The organism is Mesorhizobium sp. B2-8-5 (assembly GCF_006440675.2).
Taxonomy (GTDB): Bacteria; Pseudomonadota; Alphaproteobacteria; order Rhizobiales; family Rhizobiaceae; genus Mesorhizobium.
The window spans coordinates 4,380,636-4,402,172 of the sequence record NZ_CP083951.1 but is presented as its reverse complement, the minus strand read 5'-3'; the positions used below and the strand labels follow the sequence as shown (position 1 = coordinate 4,402,172).

25 protein-coding genes are annotated in these 21,537 nt (G+C 62.2%); 23 read left to right on the top strand and 2 right to left on the bottom strand.

The window, feature by feature from the left end; genetic code table 11:
- The first annotated feature begins 2 nt into the window (after positions 1 to 2).
- From rpsN to FJ430_RS21320, 20 genes are all read left to right on the top strand, one after another.
- Entirely contained in the window at positions 3 to 308 is a 306-nt protein-coding gene (gene rpsN / locus FJ430_RS21415; protein ID WP_042642199.1) for a 30S ribosomal protein S14, read from the top strand.
- Positions 309 to 320: 12 nt separating this feature from the next.
- The gene (rpsH, locus tag FJ430_RS21410) at positions 321 to 719 is read left to right on the top strand and encodes a 30S ribosomal protein S8 (RefSeq protein ID WP_042642201.1); all 399 of its coding nucleotides are present in this window, start codon (positions 321 to 323) and stop codon (positions 717 to 719) included.
- An 89-nt stretch (positions 720 to 808) separates the two neighbouring features.
- Positions 809 to 1,342 carry a 50S ribosomal protein L6 gene (rplF, locus tag FJ430_RS21405; RefSeq protein WP_140646281.1) on the top strand — a complete coding sequence of 178 codons (534 nt, stop codon included), beginning with the start codon at positions 809 to 811 and terminating at the stop codon, positions 1,340 to 1,342.
- A 138-nt stretch (positions 1,343 to 1,480) separates the two neighbouring features.
- On the top strand, positions 1,481 to 1,843 hold the full coding sequence (gene rplR, locus FJ430_RS21400; protein WP_140646280.1) for a 50S ribosomal protein L18: 363 nt from the start codon (positions 1,481 to 1,483) through the stop codon (positions 1,841 to 1,843).
- A 148-nt stretch (positions 1,844 to 1,991) separates the two neighbouring features.
- Entirely contained in the window at positions 1,992 to 2,555 is a 564-nt protein-coding gene (gene rpsE, locus FJ430_RS21395; RefSeq protein ID WP_032933400.1) for a 30S ribosomal protein S5, read from the top strand.
- Between the two features lie 25 nt (positions 2,556 to 2,580).
- Positions 2,581 to 2,778: a 50S ribosomal protein L30 gene (gene rpmD, locus FJ430_RS21390; protein ID WP_027170355.1), complete on the top strand. Its 198-nt coding sequence runs from the start codon at positions 2,581 to 2,583 to the stop codon at positions 2,776 to 2,778.
- Between the two features lie 22 nt (positions 2,779 to 2,800).
- Positions 2,801 to 3,274 carry a 50S ribosomal protein L15 gene (gene rplO / locus FJ430_RS21385; RefSeq protein WP_140708828.1) on the top strand — a complete coding sequence of 158 codons (474 nt, stop codon included), beginning with the start codon at positions 2,801 to 2,803 and terminating at the stop codon, positions 3,272 to 3,274.
- Positions 3,275 to 3,532: 258 nt separating this feature from the next.
- Complete coding sequence (gene secY / locus FJ430_RS21380; protein ID WP_140657159.1) at positions 3,533 to 4,873, top strand: preprotein translocase subunit SecY; 1,341 nt, start codon at positions 3,533 to 3,535, stop codon at positions 4,871 to 4,873.
- Positions 4,870 to 5,460, top strand: coding sequence for an adenylate kinase (locus tag FJ430_RS21375; RefSeq protein WP_140708830.1), 591 nt, complete (start codon positions 4,870 to 4,872; stop codon positions 5,458 to 5,460). The genes secY and FJ430_RS21375 overlap by 4 nt, the downstream gene beginning before the upstream one ends.
- A gap of 210 nt (positions 5,461 to 5,670) precedes the next feature.
- Positions 5,671 to 6,039: a 30S ribosomal protein S13 gene (gene rpsM, locus FJ430_RS21370; RefSeq protein WP_140646276.1), complete on the top strand. Its 369-nt coding sequence runs from the start codon at positions 5,671 to 5,673 to the stop codon at positions 6,037 to 6,039.
- A gap of 112 nt (positions 6,040 to 6,151) precedes the next feature.
- Positions 6,152 to 6,541 carry a 30S ribosomal protein S11 gene (rpsK, locus tag FJ430_RS21365; protein ID WP_006205444.1) on the top strand — a complete coding sequence of 130 codons (390 nt, stop codon included), beginning with the start codon at positions 6,152 to 6,154 and terminating at the stop codon, positions 6,539 to 6,541.
- Positions 6,542 to 6,638: 97 nt separating this feature from the next.
- Positions 6,639 to 7,649, top strand: coding sequence for a DNA-directed RNA polymerase subunit alpha (locus tag FJ430_RS21360; protein WP_040983001.1), 1,011 nt, complete (start codon positions 6,639 to 6,641; stop codon positions 7,647 to 7,649).
- A 104-nt stretch (positions 7,650 to 7,753) separates the two neighbouring features.
- Positions 7,754 to 8,185, top strand: a complete 432-nt coding sequence (gene rplQ / locus FJ430_RS21355; RefSeq protein WP_140646275.1) for a 50S ribosomal protein L17 — start codon at positions 7,754 to 7,756, stop codon at positions 8,183 to 8,185.
- 193 nt (positions 8,186 to 8,378) lie between these two features.
- Entirely contained in the window at positions 8,379 to 9,866 is a 1,488-nt protein-coding gene (locus FJ430_RS21350) for a DegQ family serine endoprotease (protein ID WP_140646274.1), read from the top strand.
- A 47-nt stretch (positions 9,867 to 9,913) separates the two neighbouring features.
- Positions 9,914 to 11,224, top strand: coding sequence for a replication-associated recombination protein A (locus FJ430_RS21345; RefSeq protein ID WP_140708832.1), 1,311 nt, complete (start codon positions 9,914 to 9,916; stop codon positions 11,222 to 11,224).
- A gap of 284 nt (positions 11,225 to 11,508) precedes the next feature.
- Complete coding sequence (locus FJ430_RS21340; protein WP_140708834.1) at positions 11,509 to 12,333, top strand: aspartyl/asparaginyl beta-hydroxylase domain-containing protein; 825 nt, start codon at positions 11,509 to 11,511, stop codon at positions 12,331 to 12,333.
- Positions 12,334 to 12,484: 151 nt separating this feature from the next.
- Positions 12,485 to 13,465 carry an RluA family pseudouridine synthase gene (locus tag FJ430_RS21335; protein WP_140708836.1) on the top strand — a complete coding sequence of 327 codons (981 nt, stop codon included), beginning with the start codon at positions 12,485 to 12,487 and terminating at the stop codon, positions 13,463 to 13,465.
- A gap of 43 nt (positions 13,466 to 13,508) precedes the next feature.
- A complete protein-coding gene (locus tag FJ430_RS21330; RefSeq protein WP_140646292.1) occupies positions 13,509 to 14,384 on the top strand; it encodes a DMT family transporter in 876 nt (291 codons plus the stop codon).
- A 103-nt stretch (positions 14,385 to 14,487) separates the two neighbouring features.
- A complete protein-coding gene (locus FJ430_RS21325; protein ID WP_140646270.1) occupies positions 14,488 to 15,279 on the top strand; it encodes an ATP12 family chaperone protein in 792 nt (263 codons plus the stop codon).
- A 195-nt stretch (positions 15,280 to 15,474) separates the two neighbouring features.
- Positions 15,475 to 17,364, top strand: a complete 1,890-nt coding sequence (locus tag FJ430_RS21320; protein WP_140708838.1) for an MFS transporter — start codon at positions 15,475 to 15,477, stop codon at positions 17,362 to 17,364.
- Between the two features lie 82 nt (positions 17,365 to 17,446).
- Here the strand turns inward: FJ430_RS21320 and FJ430_RS21315 are convergent, their stop codons facing one another.
- Entirely contained in the window at positions 17,447 to 17,638 is a 192-nt protein-coding gene (locus FJ430_RS21315; protein ID WP_140657175.1) for a DUF2735 domain-containing protein, read from the bottom strand.
- A 314-nt stretch (positions 17,639 to 17,952) separates the two neighbouring features.
- Here FJ430_RS21315 and FJ430_RS21310 point away from each other — a divergent pair, with 314 nt between their 5' ends.
- Entirely contained in the window at positions 17,953 to 18,990 is a 1,038-nt protein-coding gene (locus tag FJ430_RS21310; protein ID WP_140708840.1) for a glutamine synthetase beta-grasp domain-containing protein, read from the top strand.
- Positions 18,991 to 19,148: 158 nt separating this feature from the next.
- On the opposite strand, the gene FJ430_RS21305 is transcribed toward FJ430_RS21310, so the two are convergent.
- Complete coding sequence (locus FJ430_RS21305) at positions 19,149 to 19,757, bottom strand: hypothetical protein (protein WP_140708842.1); 609 nt, start codon at positions 19,755 to 19,757, stop codon at positions 19,149 to 19,151.
- A 127-nt stretch (positions 19,758 to 19,884) separates the two neighbouring features.
- Between FJ430_RS21305 and FJ430_RS21300 the strand changes: the two genes are divergently transcribed.
- Both FJ430_RS21300 and FJ430_RS21295 read left to right on the top strand, forming a co-directional pair.
- Positions 19,885 to 20,913 (top strand): trypsin-like peptidase domain-containing protein, encoded by a 1,029-nt coding sequence (locus FJ430_RS21300; RefSeq protein WP_181175522.1) that lies wholly within the window; start codon positions 19,885 to 19,887, stop codon positions 20,911 to 20,913.
- Positions 20,914 to 20,918: 5 nt separating this feature from the next.
- Positions 20,919 to 21,338, top strand: a complete 420-nt coding sequence (locus tag FJ430_RS21295) for a DUF6650 family protein (protein ID WP_140708846.1) — start codon at positions 20,919 to 20,921, stop codon at positions 21,336 to 21,338.
- Positions 21,339 to 21,537: the final 199 nt, after the last annotated feature.

The window sequence follows — 21,537 nt, the reverse complement described above, 5'->3', positions numbered from 1 at the left end:
AAATGGCAAAGACCAGCTCAGTCGAGAAGAACAACCGGCGCCGCAAGCTCGCCGACCAGTATGCCGCCAAGCGCACGGCGCTCAAGGCCATCATCATGGATCAGTCCAAGCCGATGGAAGAGCGTTTTCGCGCCCAGTTGAAGCTTTCGGCGCTGCCGCGCAACTCGGCCAAGATCCGCATCCGCAACCGCTGCGAAGTGACGGGCCGTCCGCGCGCCTATTATCGCAAGCTGAAGCTTTCGCGTATCGCGCTTCGCGATCTGGGCAATACCGGCCAGATCCCGGGCCTGGTCAAGTCGAGCTGGTAAGGAGACACTGAGATGTCATTGAGCGATCCTCTCGGCGATATGCTGACCCGCATCCGCAACGCCTATGGCCGCAAGAAGTCGAGCGTTTCGACCCCGGCCTCGCGTCTGCGCGCCCGCGTCCTCGAAGTGCTGAAGTCGGAAGGCTATATCCGCGACTACAGCCAGACCGATTTCGAAAACGGCAAGTCCGAAATCGAGATCGAGCTGAAGTATTTCGACGGCGCTCCGGTCGTGCGCGAAATCGAGCGCGTCTCGAAGCCCGGCCGCCGCGTCTATGTCTCGGCCAAGTCGATCCCGCAGGTCGCCAACGGCCTCGGCATCGCCATCCTTTCGACGCCGAAGGGCGTCATGGCCGACCATGAAGCGCGCGAGCAGAATGTCGGCGGCGAGATCCTCTGCCAGATCTTCTGATCCGGCGCGAGATTGATGAATGGGCTTCGGTTCTCGGGATCGCGCCCGGGAACTGGACCTGAAACGAAAGAAGTGACGAGGACAACAAAATGTCTCGTATCGGAAAGAAACCCGTTTTGCTGCCGCAGGGCGTGACCGCGTCCGTCAACGGCCAGACCGTGACGGCGAAGGGCCCCAAGGGCGAGCTGAAGTTCGTGGTGAACGACGAAGTGCTGGTGAAGATGGAGAACAACGAGATCTCCGTCGAGCCGCGCGACCAGACCAAGAACGCCCGCTCCAAGTGGGGCATGTCGCGCACGCAGATCGTCAACATCTTGCAGGGCGTGAGGGACGGCTTCGAGAAGAAGCTCGAGATCACCGGCGTCGGCTATCGCGCGGCGTTGCAGGGCAAGAACCTGCAGCTGGCGCTCGGCTTCAGCCACGACGTGGTTTATCAGACGCCGCAGGGCATCACCATTACGGTGCCGAAGCCGACCGAAATCACCGTCTCGGGCATCGATAAGCAGCAGGTTGGCCAGGTCGCCGCCGAGATCCGCGAATATCGCGGCCCCGAGCCCTACAAGGGCAAAGGCGTGCGCTATGCCAACGAGCGCATCGTGCGCAAGGAAGGCAAGAAGAAGTAATAGGCCTGGCCCCGAAAAGCTGCAGACTTTTCGCAAAGGGCCAAGCCGCAGAAGTGTAACGCCGCGGGGAGCGGCCGCGGGAGGCTTGGCTTACCGCACAGGGTTGCCCCCGTTTTCTGAAGGCAAGGAACTGACATTATGGCAAGTCCCAAAGAAACCATCCAACGCCGCGCGCAGCGCGTGCGCCGCCAGCTGAAGAAGGTCGCCGGCGAGCGTCCGCGGCTTTCGGTGCACCGCACCTCGAAGAACATTTACGTCCAGGTCATCGACGATGCCAACGGCCACACGCTGGCCGCCGCGTCGACGCTGGAGAAGGACCTCAAGGGTTCGCTCAAGACCGGCGCCGACACCTCTGCCGCCGCCGCGGTCGGCAAGCTGATCGCCGAGCGTGCCACGAAGGCAGGCGTCAAGGAAGTCGTCTTCGACCGCGGCCCGTACATCTATCATGGCCGCGTCAAGGCGCTGGCCGAGGCTGCCCGCGAAGGCGGTCTCAGCTTCTAATGCATGATCCCGAACCGGGAGGTCCGCGCAGCGAAAAGTTGCAGACTTTTCGGATAAGATCATGCAAAGGAAAAATTCGCCGCTGACGACCCGAAGCGGCGTCGGCAAACAGCAACCCGTGCTTCCGGAAAAGAACAAGGACTAGGATATGGCACAGGAACGTAGAGAAGGCGGCCGCGGCCGCGAGCGCGAAGAGCGTGACGACGGCATGGTGGACAAGCTCGTCCACATCAACCGCGTCGCCAAGGTGGTGAAGGGCGGCCGTCGTTTCGGCTTTGCCGCTCTCGTCGTCGTCGGCGACCAGAAGGGCCGCGTCGGCTTCGGCCACGGCAAGGCGCGCGAAGTGCCGGAAGCGATCCGCAAGGCGACCGAGTCGGCCAAGCGCGACATGATCTTCGTGCCGCTGCGTTCGGGCCGCACGCTGCATCACGACGTCGAGGGCCGTTGGGGCGCTGGGCGCGTTCTGCTGCGCGCCGCCAAGCAGGGTACCGGCATCATCGCCGGCGGCCCGATGCGCGCCGTCTTCGAGACGCTCGGCATGCATGACGTGGTCGCCAAGTCGATGGGGTCGTCGAACCCCTACAACATGGTTCGCGCCACCTTCGACGCGCTGAAGAGCCAGATGCATCCGAAGGATGTGGCTGCCGCGCGCGGCATCAAGTACTCGACCCTTCAGGCCCGCCGCGGCACCGCCGTTGCGGCTGAAGAATAGTCGACGCTGACCAGGGATTTCGACCATGGCCAAGAAAGCTACCAAGACCATCACCGTCGAGCAGATCGGCTCGCCGATCCGCCGGCCGAAGGAGCAGCGCGCGACGCTGGTCGGCCTCGGCCTGAACAAGATGCACAAGCGGCGCACGCTGGAAGATACCCCTTCGGTGCGCGGCATGATCGCCGCCGTCCAGCACCTCGTCCGCGTCGTGGACGAGGCCTGAACGGAAGCGCAGGAGAAGAAACATGAAACTCAACGATCTGCGTGACAAGGACGGCGCCACGCACTCCAAGAAGCGCCTCGGTCGCGGCATCGGCTCCGGCTCGGGCAAGACGGCCGGTCGCGGCGTCAAGGGCCAGAAGGCCCGCTCGGGCGTTGCCATCAACGGCTTCGAGGGCGGCCAGATGCCGCTCTACCGGCGCCTGCCGAAGCGTGGCTTCAACAACATCTTCGCCAAGAGCTTCACCGTTGTGTCGCTGGCTCGTATCCAGGCCGCGATCGATGCCAAGAAGCTCGACGCCAAGGCGACCGTGACGGCCGAGGCCCTGGTTGCCGCCGGCGTCATCCGCCGCGCCAAGGACGGCGTGCGCGTGCTGTCCGACGGCGAACTCAAGGCCAAGCTCTCCTTCGACGTCGCCGGCGCCTCCAAGGCCGCGATCGAGAAGATCGAGAAGGCCGGCGGTTCGGTGAAGCTGCCGGAAGCGGCCGCCGCCGAGTAACGGCGATTTGAAGCGCGCCCGACCGGGATGATTTCGCATTTTCCGTCGAACCGCGCTTTGACCGGATGAATTGGGCGGCCGCGTCAACGCGGCCGCTTGCATGTTTACGGTCCGGAGCTTATCTCGTGAGCTTCGGTGACACGCGCCGCCTGAGCTGCGGGCATCGAGCGTGACATGGAAATCAAAAGAAGTAGAGCATGATATCGTCCGAAAACCGCTCCACACTTTTCGGCATCATGGTCTAGCGGAGAATCAGGCATGGCCTCGGCTGCTGAACAACTAGCCTCCAATCTGAATTTCGCGGCCTTCGCCAAGGCCGAGGACCTCAAGAAGCGCATCTGGTTCACCATCGGCGCGCTGCTCGTCTACCGCCTCGGCACCTATATCCCGCTTCCCGGCATCAATCCCGACGCTTTCGCCCAAGCCTTCTCCTCGCAGAGCAAGGGTGTGCTCGGCATGTTCAACATGTTCGCCGGCGGCGCCGTGCAGCGCATGGCGATCTTCGCGCTGGGCATCATGCCCTATATCTCCGCCTCCATCATCATGCAGCTGATGACCTCGGTCATCCCTTCGCTGGAAACGCTGAAGAAGGAAGGCGAGCAGGGCCGCAAGATCATCAACCAGTACACGCGCTACGGCACCGTGCTCCTGGCGCTGATCCAGGCCTACGGCATTTCGATCGGCCTCGAGGGCGGCAACGGCATCGTCAACGATCCCGGCATGTTCTTCCGCATCTCGACCGTCGTCACGCTGGTCGGCGGCACCATGTTCCTGATGTGGCTCGGCGAGCAGATCACCGCGCGCGGCATCGGCAACGGCATTTCGCTGATCATCTTCTCCGGCATCGTCGCCGGCCTGCCCCGCGCGATCTCCGGCACGCTGGAACTCGGCCGCACCGGCGCGCTGTCGACGGGCCTCATCCTCGCGATCATCGTGCTGGCCATCATCGTCATCGCGCTCATCGTTTTCTTCGAGCGCGCACAGCGCCGTCTGCTCATCCAGTATCCGAAGCGCCAGGTCGGCAACCGCATGTTCCAGGGCGATACCTCGCATCTGCCGCTGAAGCTCAACACCTCTGGCGTCATCCCGCCGATCTTCGCGTCCTCGCTGCTGCTTCTGCCGGCGACGGTCGCGGGCTTCTCGCAGACGACGAACCTTCCGGCCTGGGCCAGCACGATCCTCGCTTCGCTCGGCCACGGCCAGCCGCTCTACATGGTCTTCTATGCGGGCATGATCGTCTTCTTCGCCTTCTTCTACACGGCGATCGTCTTCAACCCGAAGGACACGGCCGACCAGCTCAAGAAGCACTCCGGCTTCATCCCGGGCTATCGTCCGGGCGAGCGCACCGCCGACTATATCGACTATGTTCTGACGCGCATAACCGTCATCGGCGCCATTTACCTGGTGCTGGTCTGTCTGCTGCCGGAGTTCCTGATTTCGGCGACTGGCGTACCTTTCTACCTCGGTGGCACATCGCTTCTGATCGTGGTCAGTGTCACGCTCGACACGGTGGCGCAGATTCAGGGTCACCTGATCGCGCACCAGTATGAGGGCCTGATCAAGAAGTCGAAGTTGCGCGGGGGGAAGAGGAGCAGATGAGGCTGATATTGCTTGGGCCGCCAGGAGCGGGCAAGGGGACGCAAGCACAAAGACTGGTAGAAAAACACGGCATCCCTCAGCTCTCGACGGGTGACATGCTGCGTGCCGCCGTCCAGGCCGGAACCGAGGTCGGCAAGCGTGCCAAGGCGGTGATGGATGCTGGTGAGCTGGTCTCGGATGCGATCGTCAACGCCATCGTCGCCGAACGCATCGATCAGCCGGATTGCGCCAAGGGTTTCATCCTCGACGGTTACCCGCGCACGCTGGTCCAGGCCGACGCGGTCGAGGCGATGCTCGCCGAGCGCGGCATGGCGCTCGACACCGTCATCGAGCTCGTCGTCGATGACAAGGCGCTGGTTGGGCGAATCGTCAAACGCGCCGAAGATGCCAAGGCCGCCGGCCAGCCGGTGCGCAAGGACGACAACCCGGCGGTGTTCGAGGAACGCCTGCGCGAATACTACAAGAAGACGGCGCCGCTGATCGGCTACTACTACGCCAAAGGCAAGCTCAAGACCGTCGACGGCATGGCCAGTATCGATGCCGTGACCGCCGAGATCGGCAAGGTCCTCGCGGCTGCGGCGAAGTAGGCCGGGCCGACAATTGAAGATTGCGCTTGACTGAAGTGGGCCGTTGGGGTATGGCGGCCCGTCTTCCTATCAGGCATGGACTTTGCTTGCCCTTGCGGGCAAGGCGGTCGCTTTGAACCAGGAAACTCCCGCAAGGGCCGGCCTCCACCGGACGCGGGGCAACTTCGACAGCGCCGGGCATGCCCGGCCCACATGGAGAAAGAGAAGAAAATGGCTCGTATAGCCGGCGTCAACATTCCGACTAACAAGCGCGTCGTCATCGCGCTTCAGTACATTCACGGCATCGGCAAGAAGTTTGCCCAGGAGATCGTCGACAAGGTCGGCATCCCGGCGGACCGCCGTGTCAACCAGCTGACCGACGCGGAAGTGTTGCAGATCCGCGAGGCGATCGACCGCGATTACCAGGTCGAAGGCGACCTGCGCCGCGAAGTCTCGATGAACATCAAGCGGCTCATGGACCTCGGCTGCTACCGCGGCCTGCGTCACCGCCGCTCGCTGCCGGTCCGCGGCCAGCGCACGCATACCAATGCGCGCACCCGCAAGGGTCCGGCCAAGGCGATCGCCGGCAAGAAGAAGTAATTTAGGGGAGTAAGGGAGTAGGGCAGTAAGGCACTGCCTTACTCCCCTACTGCCTTCCCAAGGTGGAGCCGCTGGCATTACGGCGGTGTAGAGATCAACTGAAAGGACTACCATGGCCAAGGAAGCCGCTCGTGTTCGCCGTCGCGAACGCAAGAACATTTCGTCGGGCGTTGCCCACGTCAATTCGACCTTCAACAACACCATGATCACCATCACCGACGCGCAGGGCAATTCGATTGCCTGGTCGTCGGCTGGCGCGCAAGGTTTCAAGGGTTCGCGCAAGTCGACCCCGTTCGCCGCCCAGATGGCTGCCGAGGACGTCGCCAAGAAGGCCCAGGAACACGGTATGCGCATGCTCGAGGTCGAGGTCTGCGGACCCGGCTCCGGCCGTGAATCGGCGCTCCGCGCGCTGCAGGCGGCGGGCTTCACCATCACCTCGATCCGTGACGTGACGCCGATCCCGCACAATGGCTGCCGTCCGCGCAAGAAGCGCCGCGTCTGATTTTTAAGCGCCGCGCGAACGCCATGGCGTTCCTCCGCGGTTTTCCGTGTCGCCCGCCACGATTGGATGGTGGCGGGGCAAAGGAAGGAAGACATTTATGATCCAGAAAAACTGGCAGGAACTGATCAAGCCGAACAAGATCGAGTTCTCGTCGAAGAAGAAGACGCTGACCACGCTGGTGGCCGAGCCGCTCGAGCGCGGCTTTGGCTTGACGCTGGGCAACGCGCTGCGGCGCGTGCTTTTGTCTTCGCTGCGCGGCGCGGCCGTCACCGCCGTGCAGATCGACGGCGTGCTGCATGAATTCTCGTCCATCGCCGGCGTGCGCGAGGACGTGACCGACATCGTGCTCAACATCAAGGAAATCGCCATCCGCATGGAAGGCGATGGTCCCAAGCGCATGGTCGTTCGCAAGCAGGGCCCGGGCGCCGTGCTCGCCGGCGACATCCAGACCGTGGGCGACGTCGAGATCCTCAACCCCGACCACGTGATCTGCACGCTGGACGAGGGCGCCGAGATCCGCATGGAGTTCACCGTCGACACGGGCAAGGGCTATGTGCCGGCAGAGCGCAACCGCGCCGAGGACGCGCCGATCGGCCTGATCCCGGTCGACAGCCTCTACTCGCCGGTCAAGAAGGTCTCCTACAAGGTCGAGAACACCCGCGAGGGCCAGGTGCTCGACTACGACAAGCTGACCATGACCATCGAGACCAACGGCTCGATCTCGGGCGAGGACGCGGTGGCTTTCGCCGCCCGCATCCTGCAGGACCAGCTTGCGCTCTTCGTCAACTTCGACGAGCCGCAGAAGGAAGTCGCCGCCGAAGCCGTCACCGAGCTCGCCTTCAACCCGGCGCTGCTCAAGAAGGTCGACGAGCTCGAGCTTTCGGTGCGTTCGGCCAACTGCCTGAAGAACGACAACATCGTCTATATCGGCGACCTGATCCAGAAGACCGAAGCCGAGATGCTGCGCACCCCGAACTTCGGCCGCAAGTCGCTGAACGAGATCAAGGAAGTGCTGGCGGCCATGGGCCTCCATCTCGGCATGGAAGTGCCGGACTGGCCGCCGGAAAACATCGAAGACCTCGCCAAGCGTTACGAAGACCAATATTGAGCATGAATTCCAAGGATCGGCGGCGAGAGCCGCTCGATCCGACGGTCATGCGGAAAACCATCAGAGGCCGTGGCCTCTTGAGCAACTGAAGAAGGAAAAGAGCCATGCGCCACGGTTTCAAAGGCCGTCGCTTCGCCCGCAGCGTAAGCCACCGCAAGTCAATGTTCGCCAACCTCGCCGTGTCTCTGATCGAGCACGAGCAGATCCTCACCACCCTGCCGAAGGCGAAGGACCTGCGTCCGATCGTCGAGAAGCTCGTCACGCTCGGCAAGCGCGGCGACCTGCACGCCCGTCGTCAGGTCATCGCCCAGATCGGCAATGAAGGCGTCGTCAAGCGCCTGTTCGAAACCCTCGCCCCGCGCTACGCCACCCGCAACGGCGGCTATCTGCGCATCATGAAGGCGGGCTTCCGCAAGGGCGACAACGCCGCGATGGCGGTCATCGAATTCGTCGACCGCGACACCTCGGCCAAGGGCGCCGCCGACCGCGCCCGCCTCGAGGCCGAGGGCGCCAACGAGGAAGCCGCAGCCGCCTGAGGTCAAGCGTTTTCGTCAATGACTTCAAGGGGCCTGCGGGCCCCTTTTTGCATTTGCCGGAGGGGCGGCAGGCGTGCAGATTTTTCGCCCTTGCGCGAACGCTTTTGCGCGACAAGTGTCGCATTTGTGTGCATTAGCCTTTCATTCTGCACAATCGTCAGGACAATGGCGCCCGATCTGGAGGGATTCGAGAATGCACCTCAAACGACTGTTTCTTGTTGCCGCGCTGGCGGTCTTCGCCGCGGCACCGGCCGCAAGACAGGCTTTTGCCGAGGATGCCGCCAAGCCGGCCGATCCGGGCCTCTCCGATGTGCTGACCGATCTCCTGCATGGCGTCGAAGGCGAGAACGGCACGTCCGGCCCCGACAAGCGCGTGCCGTTCGGCCGCGAGGAGGTGCAGCTCTCCTTCGCGCCGCTGGTCAAGCAGACGGCCCCGGCCGTGGTGAATGTCTATGCCTCGCAGACCGCAAAGGTGACGTCGCCTTTCGAGGGCGATCCCTTCTTCGAGGAATTCTTCGGCCGCGCCCAGCCCCGCGCGCAGTCCTCGCTGGGCTCGGGCGTGCTGGTCGATCCGAGCGGCGTCATCGTCACCAACTTCCACGTCATCAAGGACGCCGACGAGGTGAAGGTCGCGACCGCCGACGGACGCGAGTTCACCTCCAAGGTCATGCTCAAGGACGAGACGCTCGATCTCGCCGTGCTCAAGATCTCGGCCGACAAGCCGTTCCCGGTGATCGCCATCGGCGATTCCGACGCGCTCGAGGTCGGCGACCTGGTGCTCGCCATCGGCAACCCGTTCGGCGTCGGCCAGACCACCACCAGTGGCATCGTCTCGGCGCTTGCCCGCAGCCATATCGGCGTCTCCGATTCGGGCTATTTCATCCAGACCGATGCGGCCATCAATCCCGGCAATTCGGGCGGCGCGCTGATCAACATGGGCGGCCAGCTGGTCGGCATCAACACCGCGATCTACAGCCGCAGCGGCGGCTCGATCGGCATCGGCTTCGCCATTCCCTCGAACATGGTGCGCGCCTTTGCCGACGCCGCCAAGGCCGGGCTCGACTTCTTCGAGCGCCCCTATATCGGCGCCGAGTTCGAAATGGTGACGCCGCAGATCGCCGAATCTCTCGGCATGGAGAAGCCGACCGGCGCCCTGGTGTCGTCCGTGGACGCGACCGGGCCCGCGGGCAAGGCCGGCTTGAAGCCTGGCGACGTCATCCTGTCGCTCAACAACACGCCGGTCGAAAGCATCGAGGCACTCGACTACCGCATGGCGACGCTGTCGATCGGCACCAAGGCGACGTTTGCCGTGCTGAGCAAAGGGCAGCAGGCGACGTTGGAGATTCCGCTGGAGCGCGCGCCGGAAGGCGCCAAGCCCAGCGAAGTCACCTTGCGCGGTCGCAGTCCCTTTTCCGGCGCCAAGGTCACGGAGCTGTCGCCCCGGCTTGCCCAGCGCCTTGGCCTTCGCACGGATATCAAGGGCGTCACCGTCATCGATATCAGCCGCGATTCGCCGGCCGCCGATTTCGGCTTCCAGCCCGGCGATATCGTGCGCGAGGTCAACGGCACCACCATCGACACTGCGGCGACGCTGGCGCAGGTTGCTCAGCAGGACACGCGCTGGTGGCGCTTTACCGTCGAGCGCGGCGGGCAGATACTGCGCCAGGTGTTGCGCTATTGAGGCGGTCTTCCCATCTTTGAAGATCGCTTTTCAACCAAAAGACTTGCATGGCCGATCTGTTCAGTTCCGATGAACCGGAGAAAGTGGCGCCCGGGCGACCGCTTGCCGACCGGTTGCGCCCCAAAAACCTCGGCGAGGTCGTGGGCCAGGAGCATCTGACGGGTCCCGACGGCGCCCTGACGAGGTTGATCGATTCCGGTTCGCTCGGCTCGATGATCTTCTGGGGGCCGCCCGGCACCGGCAAGACGACGGTGGCGCGGCTGCTCGCCGGCGAGACCAATCTTGCCTTTGAGCAGATTTCGGCTGTGTTTTCCGGTGTCGCGGACCTCAAGAAAGTGTTCGAGGCAGCGAAGCTGAGGCGCGCCAATGGCCGCCAGACGCTGCTCTTTGTCGACGAGATCCATCGCTTCAACCGCGCCCAGCAGGACGGTTTTTTGCCGGTGATGGAAGACGGCACCGTGGTGCTGGTCGGCGCCACGACAGAGAACCCGTCCTTTGAGTTGAATGCAGCACTTCTGTCGCGAGCGCGTGTGTTGGTGTTCCGTTCGCTGGGCGAGGAAAGCATCGCCAAGCTTCTGGCCCGGGCGGAAGAAACCGAGGGCAGGGCGCTGCCGCTCGACGAAGAAGCGCGCGCGATGCTGATCCGCATGGCGGATGGCGACGGCCGCGCCTCGCTGACGCTGGCCGAGGAAGTCTGGCGCGCCGCCAAGAAAGGCGAGGTGTTCGGCCCGGAGGGCCTGCAGCGCGTCATCCAGCGCCGCGCCCCGATCTACGACAAAGGCCAGGACGGCCATTACAATCTGATCTCGGCGCTGCATAAATCGGTGCGCGGCTCCGATCCGGATGCCGCGCTCTACTATCTTGCCCGCATGTTCGATGCCGGCGAGGATCCGCTCTATCTCGGCCGCCGGCTCGTGCGCATGGCAGTGGAGGATATCGGGCTCGCCGATCCACAGGCGCTTGTCGTCGCCAATGCGGCCAAGGACGCCTATGACTATCTTGGTTCGCCCGAGGGCGAACTCGCCTTCGCCCAAGCCACTGTCTATCTGGCCACAGCGCCGAAATCGAACGCTGTCTACACCGCCTTCAAGGCTGCGACCGCGGCCGCCAAGGAGTTCGGCTCGCTGCTGCCGCCCAAACACATCCTCAATGCGCCGACCAAGTTGATGAAGCAGGAGGATTACGGCGCCGGCTATCGCTACGACCATGACGAGCCGGACGCGTTTTCGGGCCAGGACTATTTTCCGGAGAAAATGGGCCGGCGCACTTTCTACGATCCGCCGGAGCGCGGTTTCGAGCGCGATATCCGCAAGCGGTTGGAATACTGGGCAAAGCTGCGCGGCGAACGGAGCAGCTGAGTTGCGCGGCCCGGCGGTCGGCACGCTTCGTCGCGAAAGCGTCGTCGGCTTCGAATTCCTGGCCGGCGATCCGATCCCTAGGGAAAGATGGGACGAGCTTGGTTTGCCGGCCGTGCATTGAGTTGAAGTGGAGTAACATACTCCAAATATTCATCCGGGGCCGACCACCGGGACCGTGCGCGGCATTGTGCCGGGAAACAAAAAATCTTATCAAGACGCACGGCGGGCGGGGGTCGCCGTGATTTTGGCAAACGGAACAGGATCGCGCTCCCGCGCGAATGACAATGACAAAGAAAACCGTCAAGACGCTCCGCAAGGCTGCGATTGCAGTCGTGGTTCTCGCGCTCGCCGTCTACTTCATCCCGATCCTGACCGCCATCTGGGTCGTTTTCGGCCTGATCGACGTCATGCGCAACGACCAGAAGAACCGGAATCTGTTCGAGCGCTATTTCCTCGGCAATGGCCTTTTCACCTGGCTGCTGTCGCCGTTCAACCTGATCGTCGACCTTCTCTGCTACCGCAACCCCGGCGTCTGGAAGCCCGAGCAGTTCCCCGAGGACTATCAGCGCGAGATCAACGAGGTGCTGGGCGTCTTCAACGCCCGCAAGGACGAGATCATCGCCGATATCGACGCCAATTTCGGCACCGGCCGGCGTGGCATGTATGTCTACCAGTGGTACGGCAAGCACAAGATCGACAACGTTCCCGAATTCAACAAGGATTACAAATACATCAAGACGATCGCGGTATCCGTTTTCAGCAAGCGCGAATCCACGTCGTGGCATTTCGGACCGCTGCGGCTCAGCCTGCGCATCCTCTACAACCTGATCCCGGTGAAGGCGGAGATCTTCGTCCAGTGCGGCAGCAAGAAGAACTACTGGTACGACAACCCGCTGTTCATCTTCGACGACACGCTCTTCCACCGCTCGGTCAACGAATATGACGGCCGCCGCTATTGCGTCTTCGTCGACATCATCCGTCCGTCTCCGTTCCCGAGGCTGATCGCTGGCCTTCTCTCGATCGTCTCGGTCAGCGTGGAGCGCATCAATTCCGTCTTCTACAAGAACTGGAAGATGATCGGCTCGTCCAAGCCGAAGGCTGCCAACTGACTACGGCCCCGCTTCAATCCAAGGTCGGCCAGCGTGCGGCCGAACCTCGGATGGCTGCGATTGGGGTAATCGTCGCGCTTTGTTGGGTCTTTGGCTCGCACAATGCCTGCCTTAGTGCTATGGCGCCGCTTTCAAACGGAAAAGCGTATCCATGGCGGGTGTTGAACAGATCACGATTGAGGCCGGCGAGGCGGGCATGCGGCTCGACCGCTGGTTCAAGGTCCATTATCCGGGCCTCGGCTTCGGCCATCTGCAGAAATTGCTTCGGTCCGGCCAGATCCGCGTCGACGGCGGCCGGGTAAAGGCCGACACGCGTGTCGAGCCCGGCCAGTCTGTCCGCGTTCCGCCGCTCGACGTCGATAAGAAGGGCGACGCGCCGCTCACCGGTCACTCGATCCGCAACCAGGCCGATGCCGACGTGCTCGCCAAGATGCTCTTGCATGAGGACCCGAAGGTTTTCGTCTTCAACAAGCCAGCGGGGCTCGCCGTGCAGGGCGGCTCCGGCGTCACCCGCAATGTCGACGACATGCTCGAGGCCTGGCGCAATCAGAAGGGCGAGAAGCCGCGCCTCGTCCACCGCCTCGACCGTGACACGTCCGGCGTGCTGGTGGTTGCCCGCACCCGTCTTGCGGCGATGAAGCTGTCGGAAGCGTTCCGGGCGCGAGAGACCAAGAAAACCTACTGGGCGCTGGTCAAGGGCGTGCCGCCCAAGCGCGAGGACAAGATCTCGACCTGGCTGATCAAGGAGCCGACGGAGGATGGCGACCGCGTGCGCGTGGCCGCGCATGGAGAGAAGGGCGCCGACCACGCCGTCTCCTACTACCGCGTCATCGAGCAGGCGGCGCAGACGATGACCTGGCTGGAGATGGAGCCCTATACCGGCCGCACCCACCAGCTTCGCGTTCACGCCGCCTATATAGGTTGCCCGATCATCGGCGACCCAAAATATTTCGAGGCAGATACCAACTGGGATTTCCCGGGCGGCATTCAAAACCGCCTGCACCTGCATGCGCGCCGCATTATCATCCCGCATCCGGACCGGGGCGTCATCGACGTCACGGCGCCGATGCCGCCGCATATGCGCCAGAGCTGGAACCTGATCGGCTTCGACGACCAGAGCGCGGAGGACTGACTTGGCTGTCGCCCCCGCATTGGATCGTCGCGATGCAGTCGACATGGCCGCGGCTGTCATCATGGTCGGACTGACCTTTTCCTGGGGCCTGAACTACGTCGCCGCCAAGGTCTCATACGCAGGCTACGACCCTGTCTTCGTCTCGGTCGCACGATCGCTCATTGGGGGAGCCTGCGTGCTTGGCTGGTGCCGGCTGCGCGGCATCAAGCTGTTCGAAGCGGATGGGACTTTGCCCGCCGGCATCGTCGTCGGCGTGCTCTTCGGCGTCGAGTTCCTGTGCCTCTATATCGGGCTCGAATACACCACCGTTGCCCGCAACACGCTCCTGGTCAACACCATGCCGTTCTGGGTCCTGATCGGCGGCCATTTCCTGCTTGGCGAGCGCATCAATCCGCGCAAGCTCGGTGGGCTTGTTCTCGCCTTCTGCGGCCTGGCGGCGGTTTTCTCCGACGGCATCACTGCCGGCAGCGACGCGACGCTGACGGGTGACCTGCTCAGTCTCGGCTCGGGCATTCTCTGGGCGGCGACCAGCATCTTCATAAAGCGGTCGAAACTGGTGGAAACCAACGCCGAAAAGCTTCTGCTCTACCAGCTGGCGGGTGCAACTGTCGTTGGCCTGCTTGTGATGCCTTTCGCCGGCCCGCCGATCCGTGCGCTTGCCGCCTTGCCGACACTGGCGCTGCTCTTCCAGTCTTTCTATATCGTCGCCTTCACCTATGTGTTGTGGTTCTGGCTGCTCACGCGTTATCCGGCCGCCGGTCTGTCGAGCTTCGCCTTTCTGTCGCCGGTGTTCGGCGTCCTGTGCGGTGCGGTGTTGTTGGGCGAGCTGCCGACGACCAGGATTTTCCTGGCGCTCGGCCTGATCGCCGCCGGTCTGATCATCGTCAATCGCCCAGCGCGCAGGCAGCCCGCACCATAGATCAGCTCGCCGAACGGCAAGCTGCTCCATCTCTTTGTTTTGACGCAATTCCGGACGGAAAACCGCTTCACACTTTTCCCGGAATTGCTTTAAGGAGTTCGGCATGCGCGACATCCTCGAAGACCTCGAAGCCGGAAAGCTGCTTTCCGACCCCGATCCCGTGCGCCGCGCCCAGATCCAGATGAAGACGCCGCTGCCGAAGCGTTTCTACAAGGCTGTTTCGGTGGCTCCCGTCGAGAATGGCTTTGCCGTTCATCTGGACGGCCGGCCCGTGCGCACGCCGGGCAAGGCTGTGATGGTGCTGCCGACCGAAAACGCCGCGGCGCTCGTTGCCGATGAATTCAGCGCACAAGGCGAGGTCATCGATCCCGTGACGATGCCTGTCATGCGGCTGGTGAACACCGCCATCGACGGCGTCGCCTCGGATCCGCAGGCGGTGCTGGAGGACGTGCTGCGCTTCGCCTCGTCCGATCTTTTGTGTTACCGCGCCGATGGCCCGCAGGGACTGGTCGATCGCCAGAACAAGTTCTGGGATCCGGTGCTGGACTGGGCACGCGGCAGCCTCGGCGCGCGCTTCAACCTTGCCGAAGGCGTCATCCATGTCGAGCAGCCGCGCGAGGCGATCGCCGTGCTCGGCGCGCATCTTGGCCAGCGTGTCGAGCCGATGCGGCTGGCCGCCATTCATGTCATGACCGCGCTGACCGGTTCGGCGCTGCTGGCTTTGGCCGTCGATTTCGGTCACCTCGACGGCGAGGAAGCTTGGGCTGCCGGCCATGTCGACGAGGACTGGCAGATCGAGCATTGGGGCCAGGATGCGGAGGCCGTTGCGCGCCGCTCGGCACGCAAGCGCGACATGATGGCGGCGGTCAGCCTGCTCGAAGCGCTGCAGGCCTAGAGCAATTCAAGCGCGGCGCCGCTTTCGCAGCGCACCTAATACCAAAGTCATAATCCCATCGTCGCGGTGCCTTTCGCCCGCCCTTTCTGTCATTTTTTCCTTCGTTGGCTGCGTCTTTGAGTCCGCGTTCGGAGGAGCGCGGACGGTGGCGCGCAGCCATCGAGGACAGACGGGATCTCACGGGAGGATACATCAATGGCAATGGCTTCGACCGCCGGCGGAACCAGCCGCGGCATGACGCGGGAGGAGAAGAAAGTCATCTTCGCCTCCTCGCTCGGCACCGTTTTCGAATGGTACGATTTCTATCTCTACGGCTCGTTGGCCGCCTTCATCGGCTCGACCTTCTTCAGCCCGGCGATTCCCGAGGCAACGCGCAACATCTTCGCGCTGCTTGCCTTTGCCGCCGGCTTCCTTGTCCGACCGTTCGGCGCGTTGCTTTTCGGCCGCATCGGCGATCTCGTCGGCCGCAAATACACCTTCCTCGTCACCATGACGATCATGGGCCTGTCGACCTTCCTGGTCGGCTTGCTGCCCGGCTACGCAACCTTGGGCATCTTGGCTCCCGTGATCCTGATCGGGCTGCGCATGTTGCAAGGCCTGGCGCTCGGCGGCGAATATGGCGGTGCTGCGACCTATGTCGCGGAGCACGCGCCTGACGACCGTCGCGGTTTCTATACGTCGTGGATCCAGACGACGGCGACGCTCGGCCTTTTCCTGTCGTTGATCGTCATCCTGATTGTTCAGGGCTCGCTCAGCAAGGAAACCTACGCTTCCTGGGGCTGGCGCATTCCCTTCATCGTTTCTTTCGTGCTGCTTGCCGTTTCGATCTGGATCCGGCTGTCGCTCTCGGAGTCGCCAACCTTCCAGCGCATGAAGGAAGAGGGCAAGGGCTCCAAGGCGCCGCTCTCGGAAGCCTTCGGTCAATGGAAGAACGCCAAGATCGCGCTGCTGGCGCTGCTCGGCCTCACCGCTGGTCAGGCCGTGATCTGGTACAATGGTCAGTTCTATGCGTTGTTCTTCCTCACGAACGTGCTCAAGGTCGACGCGCAGTCGGTCAACATCATGATCGCGATTGCGCTCGCCATCGGCTCGATCTTCTTCGTCGTGTTCGGCTGGCTGTCGGACAAGATCGGCCGCAAGCCGATCATCATGGCAGGCCTTGCGCTCGGCATCGTCTGCACCTTCCCGCTGTTCAAAGCGCTGACCTGGGCCGCCAATCCGGCTCTGGCCACCGCGCAGCAGAACACCCGGGCGACGGTGACGGCAGCGCCCGGCGACTGCAAGTTCCAGTTCAACCCGGTCGGCACGGCAAAATTCACGACATCCTGCGATATCGCGACTTCGTTCCTGACCAAGAACTCGGTGCCTTATGATGTGGTGACCACGGCAGCCCCAGGCACCGCAGCCTCGGTCAAGATCGGCAACGAGACGGTGGAATCCTATGACGCCGTCGCCGCCGGCGATCAGGCCAAGGCCAAGGACGCGGCCTTCGCCAAGGCGGTGAACATGTCGCTTCAGGACGGCGGCTATCCGTTGAAGCGCGCCGCGGCCAAGGTGCCCGACCAGAAGCTCGACGCCTTCATCGCGGCCAATCCCGAGCTGAAGCTCGACGCGGCGGCCATCCGCGGCGGCGAGAAGGCGGCGGTTCCGACCGACAAGGCGATCGCCGACAAGCTCCTGACCAAGGATGAGGCAGCCGGTGCGCCGGAAGTCACCGTCTACACCGTCCCGGGCGGTGGCGCCTTCGCCATGACTGCCGATCCGGCAGCGATCAACTGGCCGCTCACGATCGGTATCCTGTTCATCCTGGTGCTGTTCGTCACCATGGTCTATGGGCCGATCGCCGCGATCCTGGTCGAGATGTTCCCGACCCGCATCCGCTACACCGGCATGTCGTTGCCCTATCACATCGGCAATGGCTGGTTCGGCGGCCTGCTGCCGGCGACGGTGTTCGCGCTCAGCGCCTATAAGGGCGATATCTACTACGGCCTCTGGTACCCGGTGATCATCGCGGCGATGTCGCTCATCATCGGCATGATCTTCGTCAGGGATACGCTCGGCACCGACCTCCACGCCAAGGACTGACCTCGATCGTCCGCTCAAAAGAAGAAAGCCCGGCGCGAGTGGTCGCGCCGGGCTTTTCCGTTCATGAAGCTCAAAGAGGCGATCAGCTCTTGCGCTGATTTTCTTCCTCGACGGCTGCTTCATGGTACCAGCCGTCAAAGTCGGCATGCTCGCCGCGAAGCGTCGCAAGCTCTGCCGCGAATTTGGCCTTGGCGCCTAAATTTGCGGCAGACTTGCGTCCTGCCAGCGGGAACATCAGGATTTTTGCCGACGGACGCGGCTGCACGACTTGCATTGGCGACCTCCTTGCTTGTCCGGGGACTTGCCGATTCAACTTATCAAGCAAGATAGGTTCTGCGATTCGTTTAGGCAATATGCCTACAAAAAGATCATTATTTGCCAATTATTTATGCAGAAATATCGATTGAGTGATCCGAGCGCACAAGTGAGGCGGCTGAGCAAAATCAACGCCTTGCCATGACCCATTTTGCCGCACCCGCCGAAGGCGGAGTGGCATACGAATTGCTTTTTAATCATCGGCAGGCCGGCAAGCCCGGCCATGCGTTGACGCCGCCCACTTGCGGCGCCCAAGCAACGAGAGGCACTGGAATGACCAAATACAAGCTCGAGTATATCTGGCTCGACGGATACGTCCCGACCCCCAGCCTGCGCGGCAAGACCCAGATCAAGGAATTTGCCGAGTTCCCGACGTTGGAGCAGCTGCCGCTGTGGGGCTTCGATGGCTCGTCCACCAACCAGGCCGAGGGCCACAGCTCCGACTGCGTGCTGAAGCCCGTCGCCGTCTATCCGGATCCGGCCCGCACCAATGGCGTGCTGGTCATGTGCGAAGTCATGATGCCCGATGGCGTGACGCCGCATGCCTCCAACAAGCGCGCCACCATCCTCGACGACGAGGGCGCCTGGTTCGGCTTCGAGCAGGAGTATTTCTTCTACAAGGACGGCCGTCCGCTCGGCTTCCCGGAGAGCGGCTATCCGGCGCCGCAGGGTCCTTATTACACCGGCGTCGGCTACAAGAATGTCGGCGATGTCGCGCGCAAGATCGTCGAGGAGCATCTCGACCTGTGCCTCGCCGCCGGCATCAACCATGAAGGCATCAACGCCGAAGTGGCGAAGGGCCAGTGGGAATTCCAGATCTTCGGCAAGGGCTCCAAGAAGGCCGCCGACCAGATGTGGATGGCCCGCTACCTCCTGCTGCGCCTGACCGAGACGTATGGCGTCGACATCGAGTTCCACTGCAAGCCGCTCGGCGACACCGACTGGAACGGCTCGGGCATGCACTGCAACTTCTCCACCTCCTACATGCGCGAAGTCGGCGGCAAGGCCTATTTCGAGGCGCTGATGGCCCAGTTCGACAAGAACCTGATGGATCACATCGCCGTCTACGGCCCGGACAACGACAAGCGCCTGACCGGCAAGCATGAAACCGCGCCGTGGAACAAGTTCAGCTACGGCGTCGCCGATCGCGGCGCTTCGATCCGCGTGCCGCACTCCTTCGTCAAGAACGACTATAAGGGCTATCTGGAAGACCGCCGCCCGAACTCGCAGGGCGACCCCTACCAGATCGCCTCGCAGGTGCTGAAGACGATCTCCGAGGTTTCGACCGCGGCCGTTTCGGCTGCCGCCTGATTTCTGGCGGCGCGGAGCTGCAGGGTGAGCACTGCGGCGTGACGACAACGAAGCCTCGGCGGAAACGCCGGGCTTTTTTGTTCAGCCCTGGGTTCTTCCGCCCCCTTTGTCTCCGCCTCATTTGTCTTTTCGGCTCGGCAGTTTGGGCCGGCTCGACCTCAGAACATCAGCGGCATGGTGATCTTGTCCACGAATGACGAGAACTTGCGTTTTCGGGATTCGTCCTCTTCAATCCAAACCAGCACTTCCATCAAAGCCGCGTATGCCGCTCCCATCAGTTGGCTGTCGCGACCAACGTCGGCCGGGCTTCCCTTGTCTCCGTGGAAGAGGTTGTTCCGAACCTGCTTAACGCTCTCAATGAGCCCTTGAACATCCTGCGTGTATGTCCGGGTAGCCCATTCAGCTTCGGGCGGGTTAGGCGGGGCGGCCCGTTTGAATTTTAGCTGACTCGGGGGGTTGCTAATGAGAATGCGTATAGCTGGTTTCCCCAGCACATGGCTGAAAAAGTCGGGACCTAGAGCCAGTGCGAATTCTTTCCAATCTGGGTCAGCAGAGTTGTAAGAGCCGCTCTTGATAAATTCACTCCTCTTCATGGCATATTCGAAGCGGGAGAACAGCTTGAAGAGTGCAATGCTCTCTATGGCGAATTTCTCGCGCTCTAGTTCTTTGTCTAGTACCGGAACATCCACAACTGCCCTCCATCCTATCCACGGTGCTAGGTAACACGGATCAGGAGCCGCGTGGACGTACCTGACGTCGCGCAGCATGGATTCCCGGTCTCCACAAACCATCCCTCCACAGCTATCCCTCCACAGCTATCCTTCGCCTGCTTGATCTTTGTCGGCACGGGGGACACCCTCCCGCGACATGATTAGCAGACGAGACTCATCCGACTTGGAGATCTTCAAGCCTTTCTTCGGGAGGAGAGGGGATGGCGCCTGGGAAATTCAGGCGATGGCATCTGTTCCTTTAAAACCCAAAAACGCGGCCGACGCCGACTTTTACGCCATCGAGAACGACATGTTCGTCGCGCACCCTAACATCATTGGGACAATCCATTCCGTGCTCGCGCAGAGCATCGTGCCGATCGTCGCGCATGTGCCTGGTGAGACCCACCTACGATGTTTAGGCACTGGCTTTTTTATTAGCTGCACAGGCCTTCTGATCACGGCAGCGCATGTGATCACCGACCCGATCGACCGCCAATATGGAAACACGCGAGAGGTAGATGAACAAACATGGCACTTCGGGCGGCTAAAGCTTGGCGTTATGCTCCCGGTGAGTCCATTGGCCGGATTCAAAGGTTATGTCTTCCGCGACATTGAATGGGCCGGTTTCCTCGGAGAACGAACTACATTCCCACTCCCCATTCGCGGTGTTGAGATCAAACTTACCTCTGACACCGCCTTGTGTAAGGTTACGCAGCTTGCCGAGGGGATTCCCCACCAGCCGCTTCCAATGATCCAGCCCGGACTGCGGGGAGTTGGTATCGCCGTAGGCAAGTCGGCTACCGCCGTCGGTTATTCAGGGATGCAAGATATCGGGCTTGCAATGGAAAATTCCAACGTAGCGTCTGGGGATTTTCGCTTTGAACTACATGTCTCGAAAGGGACGGTTTTAGAGAGGTTCCCCGACAACGCGGAAAAACGACAGGTCCCCACTCCTGGAGCCTGCTTCTCGGCTTCAATGAAATTGCCGGCAGGTATGAGTGGGAGTCCGATTTTCGACGACGAACGAATTTACGTTCATGGCGTCGTCAGCAAGGGTTGGGAAGACGAGTCAGGCCCTATCAGTCTCGGCTACGGATCTATGCTTGGTCATTCATTGGGAATACCTATCCGGGTCTTCGACGGTAAGACGCTGCTCGACCTCGTGAAGGATCGTGAACACGGTATTCCCAAACTCTTTATACCGGACGCCTAGTAGACATGCGCAACTTCTTCCGCAAATCAAGCAAGGTGACGGCCGCGACGGCGCGCAAGGTGACAGGGTTCAGCACTCCGTTGGGTGGCATCCAATGGTCCGACCCCGGACTAGGCGAAAGCGAGATCGTACGCCGCTTCCTCATGTTTCTCGAAGATCGACGCGTCCTCTACAATCCCTTCGATATGGAGACCGAGGCAGAGGTGGGTCATCCGATCCACCAGATACGCGAGGAGGGCACCAAGACCATTCAAGCGCTTTCCGCCGATGCGTTCGCCGTCGTGCCTCTTCGCGCGATCCGTGAAGCCGGGCGACGGTTCCATGATGAGGGGCACGAGGATTATTGCCACTTCGATTATCAGTGGCGCGGGAGCCATGCCCGCCCAGCCTTTTCATTGCTTTGGGAGCCTTCCGGGCAACCGTAGGGCATCAAGTGGCGGCGGTCCTCGCAGGCCGCTACGGGATCGATGTCGAAGGCCCGCTGGCATCGACTATGCCGACCCTTTGCGATGCGTCACAGCTGCCTGACGAATAACGCCGGCAGTATCTGGACGCACTGCAGGCCGAGCGGAGCGCGTTGCATTAGACGTCAGTCCGTCCGACGGTCTGTCCAAACAAAAACCC